The organism is Streptomyces sp. NPDC001339 (genome assembly GCF_042895955.1).
GTDB lineage: Bacteria > Actinomycetota > Actinomycetes > Streptomycetales > Streptomycetaceae > Streptomyces.
On record NZ_JBIAWT010000002.1, the window covers coordinates 825,449 to 842,850 of the forward strand.

18 protein-coding genes are annotated in these 17,402 nt (G+C 69.6%); 13 read left to right on the forward strand and 5 right to left on the reverse strand.

Translation table 11 applies throughout. The annotated features are described in order from the left end of the window. Positions 1-13: 13 nt before the first annotated feature. Both ACFY12_RS08760 and ACFY12_RS08765 read right to left on the reverse strand, forming a co-directional pair. Positions 14-472, reverse strand: a complete 459-nt coding sequence (locus ACFY12_RS08760) for a hypothetical protein (protein WP_390715009.1) — start codon at positions 470-472, stop codon at positions 14-16. A gap of 95 nt (positions 473-567) precedes the next feature. Then, positions 568-1,143, reverse strand: coding sequence for a winged helix-turn-helix domain-containing protein (locus ACFY12_RS08765; protein WP_390715010.1), 576 nt, complete (start codon positions 1,141-1,143; stop codon positions 568-570). Between the two features lie 881 nt (positions 1,144-2,024). Between ACFY12_RS08765 and ACFY12_RS08770 the strand changes: the two genes are divergently transcribed. The 13 genes from ACFY12_RS08770 to ACFY12_RS08830 all read left to right on the forward strand — a co-directional run bounded on the left by ACFY12_RS08770 (position 2,025) and on the right by ACFY12_RS08830 (position 14,898). Further along, positions 2,025-3,164 carry an LLM class flavin-dependent oxidoreductase gene (locus tag ACFY12_RS08770; RefSeq protein WP_390715011.1) on the forward strand — a complete coding sequence of 380 codons (1,140 nt, stop codon included), beginning with the start codon at positions 2,025-2,027 and terminating at the stop codon, positions 3,162-3,164. Next, positions 3,161-3,685: a GNAT family N-acetyltransferase gene (locus ACFY12_RS08775; RefSeq protein ID WP_390715012.1), complete on the forward strand. Its 525-nt coding sequence runs from the start codon at positions 3,161-3,163 to the stop codon at positions 3,683-3,685. Before ACFY12_RS08770 ends, ACFY12_RS08775 begins: the two co-directional genes overlap by 4 nt. Continuing rightward, complete coding sequence (locus ACFY12_RS08780; protein WP_390715013.1) at positions 3,682-3,855, forward strand: hypothetical protein; 174 nt, start codon at positions 3,682-3,684, stop codon at positions 3,853-3,855. Before ACFY12_RS08775 ends, ACFY12_RS08780 begins: the two co-directional genes overlap by 4 nt. A gap of 14 nt (positions 3,856-3,869) precedes the next feature. After that, positions 3,870-4,853: an amino acid ABC transporter permease gene (locus tag ACFY12_RS08785; RefSeq protein WP_390715014.1), complete on the forward strand. Its 984-nt coding sequence runs from the start codon at positions 3,870-3,872 to the stop codon at positions 4,851-4,853. Further along, positions 4,850-5,668, forward strand: coding sequence for an amino acid ABC transporter ATP-binding protein (locus ACFY12_RS08790; protein WP_390715015.1), 819 nt, complete (start codon positions 4,850-4,852; stop codon positions 5,666-5,668). Before ACFY12_RS08785 ends, ACFY12_RS08790 begins: the two co-directional genes overlap by 4 nt. A gap of 38 nt (positions 5,669-5,706) precedes the next feature. Next, positions 5,707-6,690, forward strand: a complete 984-nt coding sequence (locus tag ACFY12_RS08795; protein ID WP_390715016.1) for an ABC transporter substrate-binding protein — start codon at positions 5,707-5,709, stop codon at positions 6,688-6,690. An 88-nt stretch (positions 6,691-6,778) separates the two neighbouring features. Continuing rightward, positions 6,779-7,348, forward strand: a complete 570-nt coding sequence (gene ssuE, locus ACFY12_RS08800) for an NADPH-dependent FMN reductase (RefSeq protein ID WP_390715017.1) — start codon at positions 6,779-6,781, stop codon at positions 7,346-7,348. Between the two features lie 323 nt (positions 7,349-7,671). Beyond that, positions 7,672-8,937, forward strand: a complete 1,266-nt coding sequence (locus ACFY12_RS08805) for an LLM class flavin-dependent oxidoreductase (RefSeq protein ID WP_390715018.1) — start codon at positions 7,672-7,674, stop codon at positions 8,935-8,937. Beyond that, entirely contained in the window at positions 8,934-10,361 is a 1,428-nt protein-coding gene (locus ACFY12_RS08810) for an NtaA/DmoA family FMN-dependent monooxygenase (RefSeq protein WP_390715019.1), read from the forward strand. Before ACFY12_RS08805 ends, ACFY12_RS08810 begins: the two co-directional genes overlap by 4 nt. Beyond that, positions 10,358-11,521: an LLM class flavin-dependent oxidoreductase gene (locus ACFY12_RS08815; RefSeq protein ID WP_390715020.1), complete on the forward strand. Its 1,164-nt coding sequence runs from the start codon at positions 10,358-10,360 to the stop codon at positions 11,519-11,521. Before ACFY12_RS08810 ends, ACFY12_RS08815 begins: the two co-directional genes overlap by 4 nt. A 16-nt stretch (positions 11,522-11,537) precedes the next feature. Further along, the gene (locus ACFY12_RS08820; protein ID WP_390715021.1) at positions 11,538-12,665 is read left to right on the forward strand and encodes an MsnO8 family LLM class oxidoreductase; all 1,128 of its coding nucleotides are present in this window, start codon (positions 11,538-11,540) and stop codon (positions 12,663-12,665) included. Between the two features lie 840 nt (positions 12,666-13,505). Beyond that, positions 13,506-14,372 carry a glutathione S-transferase C-terminal domain-containing protein gene (locus tag ACFY12_RS08825; protein ID WP_390715022.1) on the forward strand — a complete coding sequence of 289 codons (867 nt, stop codon included), beginning with the start codon at positions 13,506-13,508 and terminating at the stop codon, positions 14,370-14,372. A gap of 325 nt (positions 14,373-14,697) precedes the next feature. Next, entirely contained in the window at positions 14,698-14,898 is a 201-nt protein-coding gene (locus tag ACFY12_RS08830; protein WP_390715023.1) for a hypothetical protein, read from the forward strand. On the opposite strand, the gene ACFY12_RS08835 is transcribed toward ACFY12_RS08830, so the two are convergent. The 3 genes from ACFY12_RS08835 to kdsA form a co-directional block, all read right to left on the reverse strand. Further along, entirely contained in the window at positions 14,872-15,426 is a 555-nt protein-coding gene (locus tag ACFY12_RS08835) for a dioxygenase (protein ID WP_390715024.1), read from the reverse strand. The genes ACFY12_RS08830 and ACFY12_RS08835 overlap by 27 nt on opposite strands. Positions 15,427-16,057: 631 nt before the next feature. Next, entirely contained in the window at positions 16,058-16,309 is a 252-nt protein-coding gene (locus ACFY12_RS08840; protein WP_390715025.1) for a hypothetical protein, read from the reverse strand. A 234-nt stretch (positions 16,310-16,543) separates the two neighbouring features. Further along, positions 16,544-17,398, reverse strand: a complete 855-nt coding sequence (gene kdsA / locus ACFY12_RS08845; protein ID WP_390715090.1) for a 3-deoxy-8-phosphooctulonate synthase — start codon at positions 17,396-17,398, stop codon at positions 16,544-16,546. Positions 17,399-17,402 lie beyond the last annotated feature (4 nt).

A 17,402-nucleotide genomic window follows, 5' to 3' on the forward strand; every position in this document is an offset into this window, starting at 1 on the left:
GCGGGTCTTCCTTTCAGGCGGTGATCGGAGAGGAGACGATCAGTCGGGAGGTCATCAGGAGGTGATGGGCAGGGCGGTTGCCTGGTGCCCCCGTGGTCCGAGAGAAGGACCGATGGGTCGTAGTGCGCCGAGGTGCGGCCTCGTCCCCAGCCGAGGTGCCGGCGGTAACTGCCGAGCAGGCCCGTGTACGGTCCAGGGCCTCGTTGACGGTGCCGGAGATGACGATGTTCCAGCCGGCCCGGCCATGGGGTACCTCGGACCGGGGGCTGTGAGACGCAGGGGCGGTGAGACCGACGGGCAGGAGGCGAGCGGGGCAGTGCGACGGGAGCGGGTGGCGAGAGGAGCGGGCGGCCGGGTCAGCCGTCGGCCGGTAGCCGAGTCCCGCCTTGGTGCCGATCGTCTCGCCGGAGACCAGCACCGTGCGGCGTTCACCATTGCGTGGATGCCGGGTCGCGTGGCGAATTCCGATCATTGCCGATCATGCGGAGCCCGCCGGACAACTGAGTGGCAGCGTCGAACGGGGCCCTTCCTGTCTGCTCCCTGGCCACCGCGTCCGTGGTCAGGTCGTCAAGGTCTGCGGCCGGCTGTGGTGTTGCCGCTCTCTTGCCGTTCGGGCACGTACTTGTAGCCCACGCGCCGTACGGTGACGATCCGGTGCCGGTGGGCGGCGCCCAGCTTGCGGCGCAGTCGCGCGATGTGGACGTCCACGGTGCGGCCGTCGCCGATGTGGTCGTAGCCCCAGATGCCGGCCATCAACTGCTCGCGCGAATACACATGGCGGGGATGCAGAACGAGATGAGCCAGGAGCCCGAACTCCAGGTAGGTGAGGTCGAGTTCGCGTCCATCCACCTCGGCGACATGCCCCGTGGGGTCGATGCGCACGACGCCGCCTCCCGCTCCCGCCTGGTGCGCGGGAGGTGAGTCCGTGTACGAGACTGGTCGGATTTCCGGCCGTGTCACGTCCTTGGCGAAGAGCTGGGCGGGGTCGGTTCCCTCGGGGGCGAGCACGAGGTAGCCGACGAGGGGAGCGGAACCGTGTCCCTCGTCGCCGTCCTGCGCGGTATCGCCCACGGGGCGGAGATGGCGCATGTCGGGGGGTGGTGAATCCGATGGAGTGGCCTGGGCCGGAAGTGCCGTGGTCATGGCGGTCGTCCTTCAGGAGTGCGTCGGGCCGTCGGGCGCACTGCGTGGGTGCGCCTGATCACCTGGGATGAGAGAGAAGGAGCGGAACGGCACGCGCAGGGTGTGAGTGTGTGCGTGCCTTACACGCGGCAGCAGGCGGCGCTGACGACGTGACCAAAGTCGACATGCCGACGACGAACGAGTCGTTGCTGCGTGTGGGCCATGCGCTTCATCGTGCGCGCCCGCCGGGTGGCCCGTCAATGGTTTCCTGGTAGATCAATAGGAAATGTGCGGCGCGCGGCACCACGGGTTGGCTCACCGGCTCGCCGCGTCCCTCAACGCGGCCGACGGCCGGTACCGCTGTCACGTGCGGCGGAGCCGGTCCGGCCTCGATCGTATGGGTGCACCGCGCGCATATGTCAACCACACCCGGAAGGGCCCAACGCCGGCCCGGCATCCGGGCCGTGGTTGACGAGAAGCGAGATGTGCTGCTCAATTAGTCGCATGACTGCCGAGCAGCACCTGGTCACCCGTGACCACATCGACTTCGGTCGGGTGTGGTCCGCCGCGTGTTGCGCCTGACGCGGCAGCGGGCCGTCTGACCGGCCCTTTCCCTCCCTCGGTGACCCCGTCGCGGGCCGAGTTTCTCCTGTCGCAGCACCGTCGTACGCACGCGCTCAGCACACGCTGAAACCGCCTACGGACGGTTTACGACACCTGACACGCGCTGCCGCGCCCCACCTCGCCCGAGGCCCATGCCCCGGCATCATCACACCTGCTCACGACCTGGTTCCCAGCACCCTGAAGCACCGGCAAGCCCGGCCGCACCGTGGGCTGCTCCGCAGTGCTCGCGTGCCGCTCATGGCACGACACCAGAAGGACCTGAGGAAAGGCCATCTCCCATGCCCGTGGAGTTCCTTGGCATCGCCGCCACCAACGACGGCTCCGAAACCACCCCGCGCTCCGGCGCCGCCTTCGACAAGGGGTACACGCTCCGGCTCGCCCGCGCGCACGAGGACCATGACTGGGACCGGGTGCTCTTCGCCTACGGCTCCGGATCACCGGACCCCGCACCGGCCGCCGCCTACGTCGCGAGCAGGCTGGACCACCTCCAGATCCTCCTCGCTCACCGGCCCAACGTCTCGTACCCCACCTTCGCCGCCAAGACCTTCGCCACCCTCGACCAGATCAGCGAGGGCCGGCTGACCGTGCACTTCATCACCGGTGGCAACGACCATGAGCAGGGACGCGAGGGAGACACCCTCACCAAGGACCAGCGTTACGCCCGCACCCGCGAGTACATCCGGATCGTCAAGAAGATCTGGACCACCCGCGACCCCTTCGACCACGAGGGCGAGCACTACCGCTTCCACGACTTCGTCAGCGACGTCTTCCCCGTCCAACAGCCAGGCCCGAACGTCTCGTTCGGCGGATCGTCGCCCGCCGCATACGCCGCAGGGGGCGCCGAGGCCGACATCTACTGCCTGTGGGGCGAACCCCTGGCCGAGACCGCCGAGCAGATCGAGGCCGTGAAGGCCGCCGCGCGGGCTGCGGGCCGCACCGACGTGCCGCGCATCCAGGTGGCGTTCCGCCCGATCATCGCCCCGACCGAGGAACTGGCCTGGGAGAAGGCCCACCGCACGGTCGGCGCCATCCGTGAATGGCGCAAGGGAGGTCTCGTACGGCACCACCGCAGCGGCATCCGTGGGGCTGCCACACCTCAGAACACCGGCTCGCAGCGGCTGATCGCCATCGCCGAGGCGGGGGAGCGCTACGACCGCGCCCTGTGGACCCCGACGGCCGCCGCGACCGGGGGCGCGGGCAACTCCAACGCCCTGGTCGGCACCCCGGAGACGGTCGCCCAGGCGCTGCTCGACTACTACGACCTGGGCGTCGACATCCTCTCTGCCCGCGGCTACGACCTGCTCGGTGACGCCATCGACTTCGGCCGGTACGTCATCCCGATCGTCCGCGAGGAGGTCGCCAAACGCGACGCAGCGTGGGCGGCGAGCGGCACACAGAACGCGGCGGTGAACGGATGACGTACCCGCCCGACCTGGCGGCCACTCAGGTAACTGTCGCAGACCCGAGGGTGAAGCCCCTGCTGCGCGAACTCGGCAACGAGTACGCACGACGCTACGGCAAGGACGCGCACGCCGAACTGGCCCGCTATCCGGACGAGGAGTTCACCGCGCCGTACGGCGGCGTGCTGCTCCTGCTCCTCGAACGTGGCGAGCCGGTCGCGGGCGGAGCCTTCCGCCGGTACGACGCGACCACAGCCGAGCTGAAGCGGATCTGGACGCACTCCGCGCACCGTCGGCGCGGTCTGGCCCGCCGTGTCGTCGCCGAGCTGGAGCGCGAGGCCGGCGCCCGCGGCTACCGGCGGATCTACCTGACCACCGGGCCGCGCCAGCCCGAGGCCCGCGGCCTGTACCTGGCCACCGGCTACACCCCGCTGTTCGACACCGAGGCCGACCCGGAATCCATCGGCCCGCTGCCCTTCGAGAAGCACCTGCCGGCCGGAGCACGCACCGCACGTACGCGAAAGGCAGCCGACCTGTGAACCATTGCCCGATCAGAACCCGGCTGCGTGTCGCTGCCACCATCGCGCTGCTCCCCGTCCTGGTGCTGACCGCCTGCGGCTCCGGCTCCGGTGACACCGACGGCACCGCTGAACGCCTGAAGACCAGGATCAACCCGCCGAGCACACAAGAGAGCACACAAAAGAGTTGAGCAGGAACGCCACGATGGGACTCACCACCGATTCCGCCTTCGCGCCACCCGGCGCCGCATCCCCGCATACCGGCCCCGACGCCCGGCCCTCTCCGGACGACCCGGCCTCGCTCAAGGTCGTCCCCGCCCGCCACTACGCCCGCTGGGCGGCCGCCGTCGCCGTGATCGTGCTGGTCGCCCAGTTCGTGCACGGGCTGGCCACCAACCCTGTATGGGAGTGGGGCGTCTTCCGCGATTACATGCTGTCCGAGACGATCGTCCAGGCGGTGTGGGTGACCCTCCAGCTCACCGCCTACGCGACCGTGCTGGGCTTTCTGCTGGGTACCGTCCTGGCGTTCATGCGGCTGTCGCGCAGCCCGGTGCTGCAGACCGTCGCCTGGACCTACGTCTGGGTCTTCCGGTCCATCCCGATGATCGTCCAGCTGGTTTTCTGGTTCAACCTCAGTGCACTGTATGAGGAGTTGGGGGTCGGCATCCCCTTCGGGCCGGTGTTCTGGTCCGTCGACAGCAACAGCCTCATCGGCACCATCGGCGCCGCCGTCATCGGGCTGACGCTGCACCAGGCCGCGTACGCCGCCGAGATCGTGCGCGGCGGTGTCATCGCCGTCGACCATGGACAGCTGGAGGCCGCCGCCGCACTCGGCATCCCCCGGCTGCGGCAGATCCGCCGGATCGTGCTGCCGCAGGCCATGCGCGCCATCCTGCCCACCGCGGGCAACGAGATCATCGGCCTGCTCAAGGGCACCTCGGTGGTCTACGTGATGTCCATCGGCGAGCTGTTCTACCAGGTGCAGGTCATTTACGGCCGCAACGGCCGGGTGATCCCGCTGCTGCTGGTCGCCACCGTCTGGTACGTGGTGCTGACCTCCCTGCTGTCGGTCGCCCAGTACTACGTCGAGCGCCGCTTCGCCCGGGGCGCCAACCGCACCCCGCCGCCCACCCCGATCCAGCGCTTCAGCCGCTTCGTAGCCCCCCGACAAGCGACGGAGAAGACATGAACGACGTCATGGTCGACGTCCACGGCGTCCACAAGAGCTTCGGCCCGCTGGAGGTGCTGCGCGGCGTCGATCTGGAGGTCCGCGCCGGCGAGGTCACCGTGATCCTCGGCCCGTCCGGCTCCGGGAAGTCCACGCTGCTGCGCACCATCAACCACCTGGAGAAGGTCAACCGCGGCTGGATCAGCATCGACGGCGAGCTCATCGGCTACCGCCGCTCCGAAGACAAAAGAGCGGCCCGAAGGGCCTCGGCCAAGGGCGGTGGTGGGCGACGGGCGGGAAAGCTGTACGAGCTGAAGGAGAGGGACGTGCTGAAGCAGCGCACCCACATCGGGTTCGTCTTCCAGAACTTCAACCTCTTCCCGCACGTGACCGTGCTGGAGAACCTCGTCGAGGCACCGGTCTCCGCGCTGCGCCGTCCGCGCAAGGGGGCGGAGGAGACCGCTCGCCGCCTCCTTGAGCGGGTCGGCCTCGCCGACAAGGCGGACACCTACCCGCGGCAGTTGTCCGGAGGCCAGCAGCAGCGCGTGGCCATCGCCCGCGCGCTCGCCCTCGAACCCAAGGTGCTGCTCTTCGACGAGCCCACCTCGGCGCTCGACCCGGAACTGGTCGGCGAAGTCCTCGATGTCATCAAGGACTTGGCCCGAACCGGAACCACCATGATCGTCGTGACCCACGAGATCGGCTTCGCCCGCGAGGTCGCCAACACCGTGGTGTTCATGGACGGCGGCGTCGTCGTGGAGCAGGGCCCGCCCGCGGCCGTACTGGACGACCCGCAGCACGACCGCACCCGCGCCTTCCTCTCCAAGGTCCTCTGACCAGCCCTCACCCCTTTCCACAAGGCAGGAGCACGACTGTGTCCACCTCGATCGCCCGCGGCACCACCGCAGCCGCGCTGGGACTGACCGCCGCCCTCGTCCTCGCCGCGTGCAGCAACCCTTCCGACGGCGGTACGACCGAGGTCGCGGCCACGTCGGGCAGCAAAACGAAGATCAACATTAGCCCGGACCAGGACCGCATCACCACCGACAAGGTTGACTCCATAGCCGCCGGGGTCCCGGAGAAGATCCGCAAGAGAGGCACCCTGGAGATCGTCGGCTCGTCCGGCTCCGCGGCGCCGCTGACCTTCTACGCCACTGACAACAAGACCGTCATCGGCGTCGAGCCCGACATCGCCTCTCTCGTCGCCGACGTACTCGGCCTCAAGCCGCACCTCAGCACGGTCTCCTGGGAGAGCATCTTCGTCGGCCTCGGCAGCGCCAAGTACGACGTCGGCTTCAGCAACATCACCGTCACCGAGGAGCGCAAGGAGAAGTACGACTTCGCCACCTACCGCAAGGACAACCTGGGCTTCGAGGCGAAGCGGGGCAGCGGCCTGAAGGTGGACGGGCCCGAGGACGTGGCGGGCAGGACCGTAGCGGTGAGCAGCGGAACCAACCAGGAGAAGCTACTGGTCGAGTGGAGCAAGGAGAACGAAAAGGCCGGCCGCAAGCCGGTGGACATCAAGTACTACCAGAACGACAGCGACACCTACCTCGCTCTCCAGTCCGGCCGCATCGACCTCTGCCTCGGCCCCCACCCGACCGCCGCCTACCACGCGGCCACCACCGGAAAGACGGAGGTGGCCGGCACGTACTCCGGTGCCGGCACCACCCGCCAGGGCCTCATCGCGGCCACCACCAAGAAAGACAGCGGTCTGGCCAAGCCGCTCGCCGATGCGCTCAACGAGGTCATCGAGAACGGCACGTACGCGAAGGTGCTTCAGCGCTGGGGCCTGTCCGACGAGGCCGTGGCCACGTCCGAGATCAACCCGCCCGGCCTGCCCAAGACCAACAAGTAGGTGCCGCAGGACGCGGCACCGCAGTCCGCCGCGGTTCGCGCCCCCGCGTCGGTTCCACGAACAATCCCACGCTCCCGAAGGGTCCGCCATGGCCACCGTCCTGTCCGTCTCCGGAAGCCCCTCCGCCACCTCTCGAACCGCCCGCCTGTTGCGCCACCTGGACCGGCGGCTCACGGCCCAGGGACACGAGGTGATCCCCCTCGACGTCCGCACCATCCCCGCCGGGGCCCTGCTCGGCGCCAACTTCGGTCACCCTGCGATCGTCGAGGCGACCGAGCTGTTCGCCCGTGCCGACGGGGTCGTTATCGGCACGCCCGTCTACAAGGCCGCCTACTCCGGGCTGCTGAAGTCCCTGCTGGACCTGCTGCCGCAGTACGGCCTGGCCGGCAAGACGGTCCTGCCGCTGGCGACCGGAGGGACCACGGCCCACGTCCTGGCGATCGACTACGCCCTGCGTCCGGTACTCAGCTCCATGGGCGCCGCGCACATCGTCCAAGGCTGGTTCACGCTCGACAAGGACATCGCGGTGGGGGACGACGGCACCCTGACCGTCGCGCCGGGCCCGGCTGAGGCCCTCGCCCAGGTCGTCGACCAGTTCTCCGAAGCCCTTGGCAGCCGTCCGGCTGCCGTGCCGGCGGCCGCCGGACGAGCAGCCTGACCGGCACCGCCGACGACGAACGAAAGGCGTGAGCCTCCGTGAGTCTCACCTTGCACTGTTTCCTTCCCGCCAAAGGCGACAGCTGTCCGCCCAGCCCGCCCAGCCCGCCCAGGAGGGGCCGAATGGCTTCATGGAACTGCAATAAGCTCTCCACCTTCGCCCGTTCAACTCCACGTAACCTACGGCGATATGGGGCCTGCCATGACGGAGCCCGGCAGGCCCCGTTCCGACTAGGGCAAGCGGCCGGAAGAGCGGAGGTGACGGTGTTGTCCCCCGTTTCCCGCGTGATCACATAGACGGTCGACCAGGAAGGCACCTTTCTCGTGTCCGCACCTCCCCCTCTTCACCTTGCCGTGGCGCTGGACGGTACCGGCTGGCACCCGGCTGCATGGCGCGAGCCGGGCACCCGGCCCCACGACCTGTTCACCGCCGGTTACTGGGCCGGCCTCGTGAACGAGGCCGAACGCGGTCTGCTCGACTTCGTGACGTTCGAGGATGCGCTCGGGCTGCAGTCCTCGCAGCTCACGGAACCGGACGGGCGCACCGACCAGGTGCGGGGCCGATTGGACGCCGTGCTCGTCGCCGCACGGGTGGCACCGCTGACCCGGCACATCGGGCTGGTGCCGACCGTGGTCGCCACGCACACCGAGCCGTTCCACATCTCCAAGGCAATCGCCACCCTGGACTACGTCAGCACCGGCCGCGCGGGCCTGCGCGTCCAGGTGACGGCACGGCAGAACGAGGCCGCGCACTTCGGCCGCCGCACCGTCCCGCCCGTTCGCGCAGCGGACTGGGAGACCCCGGCGGGCCGGGAACTGATCACCGAGCTCTTCGAGGAGGCTGCCGACTACATCGAGGTGGTGCGCCGCCTGTGGGACAGCTGGGAGGACGACGCGGAGATCCGCGACGTCGCCACCGGGCGCTTCATCGACCGCGACAAGCTGCACTACATCGGCTTCGAGGGCAGGCACTTCAGCGTCAAAGGACCGTCGATCACTCCACGGCCGCCGCAGGGGCAGCCCGTCGTCAGCGCGCTCGCACGCCGGAGCATGCCGTACCAACTGGTCGGCCGCTCGACTGACATCGGTTACGTCACCCCGCACGACACGGGCCAGGCTCGCACCATCGTCGCCGAGATCCGTGCCGCCCAGGCCGCCGCGGGGCGGGCGGAAGAGCCCTTGCACGTCTTCGGCGACCTGGTCGTCTTCCTGGACGACGATCCCGCGGCGGCGGAGGACCGCAAGGCCCGCCTGGACGGCCTCGCAGGCTACGCCTACACCAGCGACGCAGAGGTGTTCACAGGTACACCCGGGCAACTGGCTGACCACCTATGGGAGTTGCACTCAGCCGGCTTGACCGGCTTCCGGCTGCGCCCCGGAGTGATCAGCCACGACCTGGAGCAGGTCACCCGGGGCCTGGTGCCCGAACTCCAACGCCGAGGTGCCTTCCGGCGCGCCTACGAGGCAGACACCCTGCGCGGGCTGCTCGGGCTCGCCCGCCCCACCAACCGCTACTCCCCAAGCTCTCGACTTCGCTCGAGCAGCGGGCACCCCCATCTGCTCGAAGCCGGAGGAGCCGTACGACCATGAGCACACCGACCACGGACACACCGACTACAAACAAGGCGACCGCGGGCAAGCCCCTGAAGCAGATCCATCTCGCGGCCCACTTCCCCGGCGTCAACAACACCACCGTGTGGAGCGACCCGCGGGCAGGCAGCCACACAGAGTTCAGCTCGTTCGCGCACTTGGCGCGTACCGCCGAACGCGCCAAGTTCGACTTTCTGTTTCTCGCCGAAGGGCTGAGACTGCGCGAACAGGGAGGCCGCATATACGACTTGGACGTGGTGGGGCGCCCCGACACCTTCACGGTCCTGTCCGCGCTCGCCGCTGTCACCGAACATCTCGGCCTGACCGGCACCATCAACTCCACCTTCAACGAGCCCTACGAGGTTGCCCGGCAGTTCGCCAGCCTGGACCACCTGACGGGCGGGCGCGCCGCATGGAACGTCGTCACCTCCTGGGACGCCTTCACCGGCGAGAACTTCCGGCGCGGCGGCTTCCTCCCGCAGGAGGAGCGCTACTCCAGGGCCAAGGAGTTCCTGTCCACCGCCACCGAGCTGTTCGACTCCTGGCGCGGTGACGAAATCGTCGCCGATCAAGAGTCCGGCATCTTCCTGAAGGACGCGCAGGCCGGATCCTTCATCCACCGAGGACAGCACTTCGACATCGCCGGACAGTTCAACGTCCCGCGCAGTCCGCAGGGCCGCCCGGTGATCTTTCAGGCCGGCGACTCCGACGAGGGCCGTGAGTTCGCCGCGTCCAGCGCCGATGCCATCTTCAGCCGGCACGGCACTCTGGAGGCGGGCCGGGAGTTCTACGCCGACGTCAAGGGACGCCTGGCCCGCCACTGCCGAACCCCTGACCAGCTGCTGGTCCTGCCCGCGGCGACCTTCGTACTCGGCGACACCGACGCCGAGGCGCAGGAGCTGGCCCATGAGGTACGACGCCAACAGGTCAGCGGTCAGACCGCGATCACGTACCTCGAACACGTCTGGAACCGGGACCTGTCCGCCTACGACCCGGACGGCCCGCTCCCCGACGTCGACCCGGATCCCGGCGAGAACACCATCGCCCGTGGCCGGGCCAGCATCCGGATGTTCCGCGACCCTCTCGCCGTCGCCAGGCAATGGCGTGAGCGTGCCGCGGCCGAGAACCTGTCGATCCGTGAGCTGGTCATCGAGACCACCGCCCGTCAGTCGTTCATCGGCTCCCCGGCCACCATCGCCGAGACCATCAACCACTTCGTTCAGACGGACGCCGCCGATGGCTTCATCCTGGTCCCGCACATCACCCCCGGCGGCCTCGACGGGTTCGCCGACACCGTCGTCCCGCTGCTCCAGGAACGCGGCGTGTTCCGCCACGACTACACCGGCACAACGCTCCGCGGCCACCTCGGCCTGGCACACCCCGGTGCCCGCGCGGAGACGGAGACCCGGCGGGCGGCGTCGTGAAGTTCCTCGCCATCACCCTCATCGTGCACGCCCCGGATCCGGTGACCGGCGTCCAGAAGTCCACCAACGAGCGCTTCCGCGAGGTGATCGACAATGCGCTGCTGGCCGAGGAGCTCGGATTCGACGGCTTCGGCGTCGGCGAACGCCACGAGCGGCCGTTCCTCTCCTCCTCACCACCGGTCGTGCTCAGCCACATCGCCGCACTCACCTCCCGGATCCGCCTGTTCACCGCCGTCACCACCCTCAGCCTGCTCGACCCGGTACGCGCGTACGAGGACTACGCGACCCTGGACCACCTGTCCGCGGGCCGGCTCGACCTGATCATCGGCAAGGGCAACGGCACCGCCCAGCGCGAGCTGTTCCACGTCACGCCCGAGGACCAGTGGGACCGCAACGCCGAAAGCTACGAGCTGTTCCGCCGCATCTGGCGGCAGGACAAGGTGAACGCCTCCCCGCGCTTCCGTCCCCGGCTGACCGGCGCCGAGGTGTGGCCGAGACCGCTCCAGCAGCCCATCCGGGTCTGGCACGGCAGCGCGACCAGCCGGGAGTCGGTCGACCTCGCCGCCCGCTACGGTGACCCGCTCTTCTCGGCCAACGTCACCCACCCGATCGAGCCGTACGCCGAACTCATCCGCTACTACCGGGAGCGCTGGGAGCACTATGGCCACGCCCCGGCACGGGCCGTCGTCGGCGCGGGAACGGCCGGCTACTACGCGGCCCGCACCTCACAGGAAGCCATCACCGCATACCGGCCGGTGTTCGAGGGCCATCTCGCCATCCAGAAACGGCTGGGCGTCGAGCCGATGTTCGCCACTCTGGAGGACTTCGTCGAACGCAGCTCGGCGCTGATCGGCAGCCCTCAGCAGGTCATCGACAAGGTGTACCGCTACCACGAGCAGTTCGGACACAGCGTGCTCCACCTGCACGCCGACGCAGGCGGTCTCACCCACGCCCAGCACCGTGCCTCGCTCGAACTCTTCCAGTCCGACATCGCCCCGGTTCTGCGACGCGACATCCCCGACCCGCCGTTCCCCTGGGCTCCGGTCACCGCCGAAGCCGAAGCCGAAGCCGAACCCCGGTCCGCGCCCGGCCCCGAATCTGCTCCCGCGTCCGTGTCCGCGCCGGCATCGGCACCCGCATCCGCACCCACCGACCGCTGAGGAGCAACACCCGACCATGACCGGCATCCCTCTCGGAATCCTCGATCTCGTCCCGATCCCGTCCGGCTCCACCGCCGCCGAGGCGCTGCGCAACACCATCGATCTCGCCCAGCAGGCCGAGCATTTCGGCTACACCCGTTACTGGTTCGCCGAGCACCACCTCAACCCGGGCGTCGCCGGGACCTCTCCCGCCGTCGTGCTGGCCCTGACCGCCTCCGCGACCTCCACGATCAGAATCGGCTCCGGGGCCGTACAGCTCGGCCACCGCACCGCCCTGTCCACCGTCGAGGAGTTCGGCCTGATCGACGCCCTGCACCCCGGGCGACTCGACCTGGGCCTCGGCCGCTCGGGCGGACGTCCCACGGGGCGGACAACAGCCCCCCGGCCCACCACGACCCCTGTCATCGACGGTCGCACTCCCAACGGGCTGAAGATCCCGCCACGATTCTCCCCCGAGCACCTGACCGGCTCTCCCCGCTTCCTGCTCCAGCAGCAGCTCCTGCACCAGCCCGACGCCCGCCCCCAGGACTACGGTGAGCAGGTCGACGACATCCTCGCCCTCCTGCGCGGTGACTACCGCTCAACGGACGGGACCGAAGCACACGCCGTCCCCGGTGAGGGCGCCGACGTGCAGGTATGGATCCTCGGCAGCAGCGGCGGACAGAGCGCCGACGTCGCGGGCCGCAACGGCCTGCGCTTCGCCGCCAACTACCACGTCAGCCCGGCCACCGTGCTGGAGGCAGCCGAGGGCTACCGCGCCGCGTTCCAGCCGTCCGACCACCTCGACAAGCCCTACGTCAGTGTCTCCGCCGATGTCGTCGTCGCCGAGGACGACGAGACCGCCCGCGAACTGGCCACCGGCTACGGCCCGTGGGTCCGCAGCATCCGCACCGCCGAGGGCGCCATCCCCTTCCCGACACCGGAGCAGGCCCGCGCCCACACCTGGACCGAGGCGGACCGGGCATTGGTCGCGGACCGTGTCGACACCCAGTTCGTCGGCTCCCCGGGACGCGTCGCCGGCCAGCTCGAACAACTGCAGGAGGCCACCGGCGCCGACGAGCTGCTCATCACCACCATCACCCACGACCACGCCGACCGGGTGCGTTCCTACCAACTCCTCGCAGAAGAGTGGCAACGCCGATGAGCCGGTCGCGGCCCGGCTCCTGGCGCCGAGCGGCAGGCACGCCGACTCGCGCCGACTCGTGCTGGCTCCGGCCGCTCAGTCCCGCCAGTAAAGTTGGTGATCAGGCACTCCAGCCGGGCAGCCGCCGGCCTGAGCTTCGGCATGGCCTGTCTCGTTGCTGACTGCGTGTCCCACCACCCGGCCGTCACAGGCGGGACCACCTCCGGCGCCTCCACCGACGGGGACGTGGCGGAAGTCGAGAGTGCCGCAGCGGCCGGGAACGCCGCGGACGCCTGATCCAGCGACTGCCCGTCCGCACTGCGGCTGCCTCTGTCCGCACTGCGACGGGCCGACCCGGCGCCGTCCTGCTTGTCCCCCCCCTCGCGAGCAGGGCGGCGCCCTTCAACGCTCTCCCTCCCCGTGTCAACGAGGCCTCTCCGTATGTGAGGCTCCCGCTTGAAGCACGGGACGGACCCTTGACGGGAGCTCGCCAGCGGCTCGACACTCGGGGAAGAATTCTGTCGAACGAGTCTGTCGAACGGGCAGGAAATCATGGGGCGTTCAGGGCTGGTCACCGACCGTGCATTCTGCACGGTTCAGCCGCTCCCCCTCCCCGCCCTTCTGACTTCCCGCCGCCACATCGATCTGCTGCGCGTCTGCAGCGCGGCACATCCTCTCCACTGAGGCGGTAGCGCACCCCGGACGAGCGCACCACACACCATTCGTCCCGCATCCCGGCCTGCGCGACACGTCTTCGTTGCGCGCCCTGTCCCTGCCGTAAGCCCGCGCAGGAAAACCCGCGCACCAGAACCCCCACCAGAACCCGCGTATCGGAACCGAAACCCGGACTCAGGGAGACGTATGTCCGCCACACCCTCGACAGCCGTGCTCACGCCCACCTTCCGCGGCAGGATCGGCCGCGATGTGCGCAGCGGCCACTACGCCGTACCGCACCGCTACCGCCTGCACCTGTCGCTGTCCTGTCCGTACTGTCTGCGGATCGCCATCACCCACAGCCTCCTGGGCCTCGACGGCATCCTCCCTGTGACACTTCTGCCCGCCGTGCCCGACCACCCCGACGGCGGACACTCGGCACTGCGCCCCCTTTACGAGGCCAGCTCGCACCAGCACCCCGGACCGGCCGCGGCACCGGTGCTCAGCGACGGATGGACGGGCCGCATCGTCAGCACGCACACCCCAGACATCCTGCTGGACCTCAGCGACCGGTTCGGCGGCAGCGGCCCCGTGCTGTACCCGCACGGCGCCGACGAGGAGATCGCGGCCATCGCCCGGCTCTGCGAGCGGGACATCACCGAAGCCGCGCAGCGCGCCGGGCAGCCCGGCACCGACAGAGCGGACCACGAAACGGCCCTGGACACCCTGCTCGGTGCGCTGCACTCGGTAGAGCACCGCCTGACCCACCGGCAACACCTGCTGGGCGACGAACTCACCGCAGCAGACGTACAGTTGTGGGTGACCCTGGTGCAACTGGACACCGTGCACCGCTGGCACCTGGACGCCACCGCCGTCCACCGCATCGCCGACCACCCACGGCTCTGGGCGTACGCGCGCCGACTGGCAGCCCACTCCGCCTTCGGTACCCACCTCGACCTCGACGGCATTGCCCGCAGGCACCACGCACACTGCCGGGGCCTGGAGGCCGCGGGAGCGGCCGTGCAGATCGTGGACTGGGTGGCTCACGCGCCGACGGAGCAGGCAAGCCCCTGAGGCCCTCGTCGATACTTGCGCCGCGAGACGGATGCGACGGCCTGAAACCGGGCTACCCAGGCGTCGAATGACACCTCGAACTTGATCGGCATTCGTCCAGTTCCAGGGGCAGACGAGCGGCCTTCGCGTGACCCTTTGCTCTGTCACAGAGGCATGGGAACAGTGCGAAGGCCTCACTCGGTAGTGGCTTGGGACCCACGAACAGTCCCTCGACATCGGCGCGGCGTGCCCCGCGGCTGCTCATTGTCATCGGCTTACCCGCGCCGCCCTCGTCCGCGCGATCGGCGGCGTCCTCGCCGCGGCCGTCTCCCTCGCCGACCCCCAGATGATCGTTATCGGCGGTGAGTGGGGCAGCCACGCTCGGATGGTCACGGCGATCGACGAGCACTTCAGCCAGACCCCGCGGTCCGTCCCCGTCACCGCCGCCGCGCTGCCCTCACCCGAACTGGCCGGCGCACGCACCCGCGCCGTGGAAGAACTCCGCTCACTCATCATCCAGTCAGTCCGCCCTTCCACGGACCCGTGAACGGTGTCCCCACGCTTGGGGGGTGGGAGCCCCGTCTGCCCCGGCGATCCGGGCCTCGTACTTGCCGTCGCTATCGGCGTGCCAGACGTCCAGCACCGCGTCGGGAACCGGGCAGCCCTGGGTGTCGGTCACGGTGCCGGTGATGAACGAGGGTCTGCCGGGAGGCCGTCGGACACGTCGTGGCCGTGAGGGACTTCGGGAGAACCACCATGTGGAAGGGCCCAGCAGCGTGGGCGGGGTGCCACCGTCCTGCAAGCGATTGTTCAGCTGGACGACGAGCGTGCTCAGCCCCAGGAGATCGGAGGCGAGGGCAAACTTCTGACGCTTGCCGTCACCGGCGTGCCCGACGGCCGCCGGCCAGGCAAACGCATCCGCCAACTCCGCCTCGGTGATCCGGACCTTGCGGGCGAACGCGTGCAGGTGTCGTACCAACGCGGCCTTGATCTTGGCCAATCGCGGCGGCTGGGCGGTGGCCCAGCGCTGCGCCGCCCGCTCGGTGATGGTGTCCTCGTCGTCGACGAAAGCCATGGTGGTCGTCCCCGGTTCTCCGCTGAACTGTTGGTCGGCCGGACAGAACGTCCCATCTGTGTGAGGGCGGGTGTAAGGGGCCATCCCGGCGATGTTCCGCACCACCGGTCACGGAGTGACGCCTTCCGTAACCCGCAGCGGTCGACCACGCTGTGCTGCCGTGGGAGGCCCGGCGGGAACGTCGCCGTCGCAGGGTGAAAGGTACGCGGAGATACCCGGTACGACGGCGAGCGCGACATCCCGGCACGCCCCGGCCGGCCCTCCGGTCGCGCTGCTTGAACAGGCCGCCGCGCTGGTGGATCTCCAAGTGCGCATTGCCGCATGGGGTTTCACGGCTGCTACCGAGGTGTGCGCCGATCGCCGGACGACGACGTTCTTGAGGGGTTTCGCATTCTCGGGCGCACCCTGGACTCCCCTTGGTCCGAGGAGTTCTCGTGCCGCAGCGCACCGCGCCGTTGTCCGCTGGCCGTTTCCGCTGCCCCGCCTGGGGGAGACGCCGACTTCCGGTGACGGCGCTCGCCGCCGCGACGGCCGTCTCGGGGCTTGCCGTCGGTGCCGGGCCCGCCACGGCTGCCCCCCTGCCGACCGCTCTGCCGCACCCGGACCCATCGACGGTCGTCAGCTCCTCTGATCAGCCACCCGCTTCTCGGCCCGCATGTGCTTCGCCGCGAAGGCCAACCACGGCGGTCGGCCGAAGGGCATCGACGAGGACTCGCTCCTGTTCGCCCGCGCCCTGAAGGACCGCGGCGTCCCCGTCCCCGGGATCGCGACGAAGCTGACCATCAAAACCGGCAAGAACGCGGGCAAGCATCCGTCCGTCGCCTCCCTCTGCCGCGCGCTCGCCGAAGCCGAGGAACGCCGTGCCGACCAGGGCGGAGGTCATCGGGCCCCGGCCCATCCGGGCCCGGACCACCGGCCCCGACAGCGGCACCGCCCAGAGCTGATGGAACGCTTCCAGCAGCAGGCCCCGGACGCCGCGCCCGACGACGTGACGGAGCTGCTGGCCGCACAGCCTCTGGACACGTTGCGCAATCCGGGCCCGACGGCGGGGGTACCGGCCCAGGCAGTGCGCCCGGCAAGGTGCTCATGGCCGGTTCCTGGCCAGTGGGAAGAGCGGCTATTCCCGCACCACGGAATGCCAGCCGTGCTCCTTGACCAGCTCGTCTACTTGCCTGATCTGGCGCAGGATCGCGGGGACGTCTGCCAGAGGGGTTGCCGAAGGGCCGTCGCAGGGGGCGTGTGCCGGGTCGGGGTGTGCTTCGACGAACAGGCCGGCCAGCCCGATGGCGGTCCCGGCCCGGGCCAAGGACGCTGCGTATCTGCCGCGGCCGCCGGTCGCGGTGCCCAGATGGCCGGGGAGCTGGAGGGCGTGAGTGATGTCGAGGGTGACGGGAGGGCCGAATTCGCGCATGTGGGCCAGACCAACGGTGTCGACGACCAGGTTGTGGTAGCCGAATGAGGTGCCACGCTCGCACAGCACCACGCCTACCGCCCCCGCCCGAGCACACTTGTCGGCGGCCGTGCGCATCTCCTCGGGTGCCATCATCTGCATCTTCTTCAGATGCACGGGCCGCCCGGTTGCCGCGGCCGCGTGGACCAGGTCGGTCTGTCGCACCAGGAAGGCGGGGACCTGGAGCAGGTCTGCGACCTCCGCGACCGGGGAGCACTGCTCCGCGGTGTGCACATCGGTGATGACCGGTACGGCCAGTTCCTGTTTGACTCGCGCCAGCATCGCCAGGCCGTCGTCGAGGCCGGGGCCGCGGTAGCTGTGCGGTGCGGAGCGGTTGGCCTTGTCAAAGGATGCCTTGAAGACGTACGGCATGCCCAGTTCCTCGGCCGCGGTGCGGAACACCTCGCCCACCCGCAGACTGGTGTCCACGTCCTCCAGGACGTTGACCCCGCCCAGGATTGCCGCCGGCAGGTCGTTACCCAGCTCGATGCCGGCGATCGTGCACCGGCGCAGCGCAGCCAGCTCC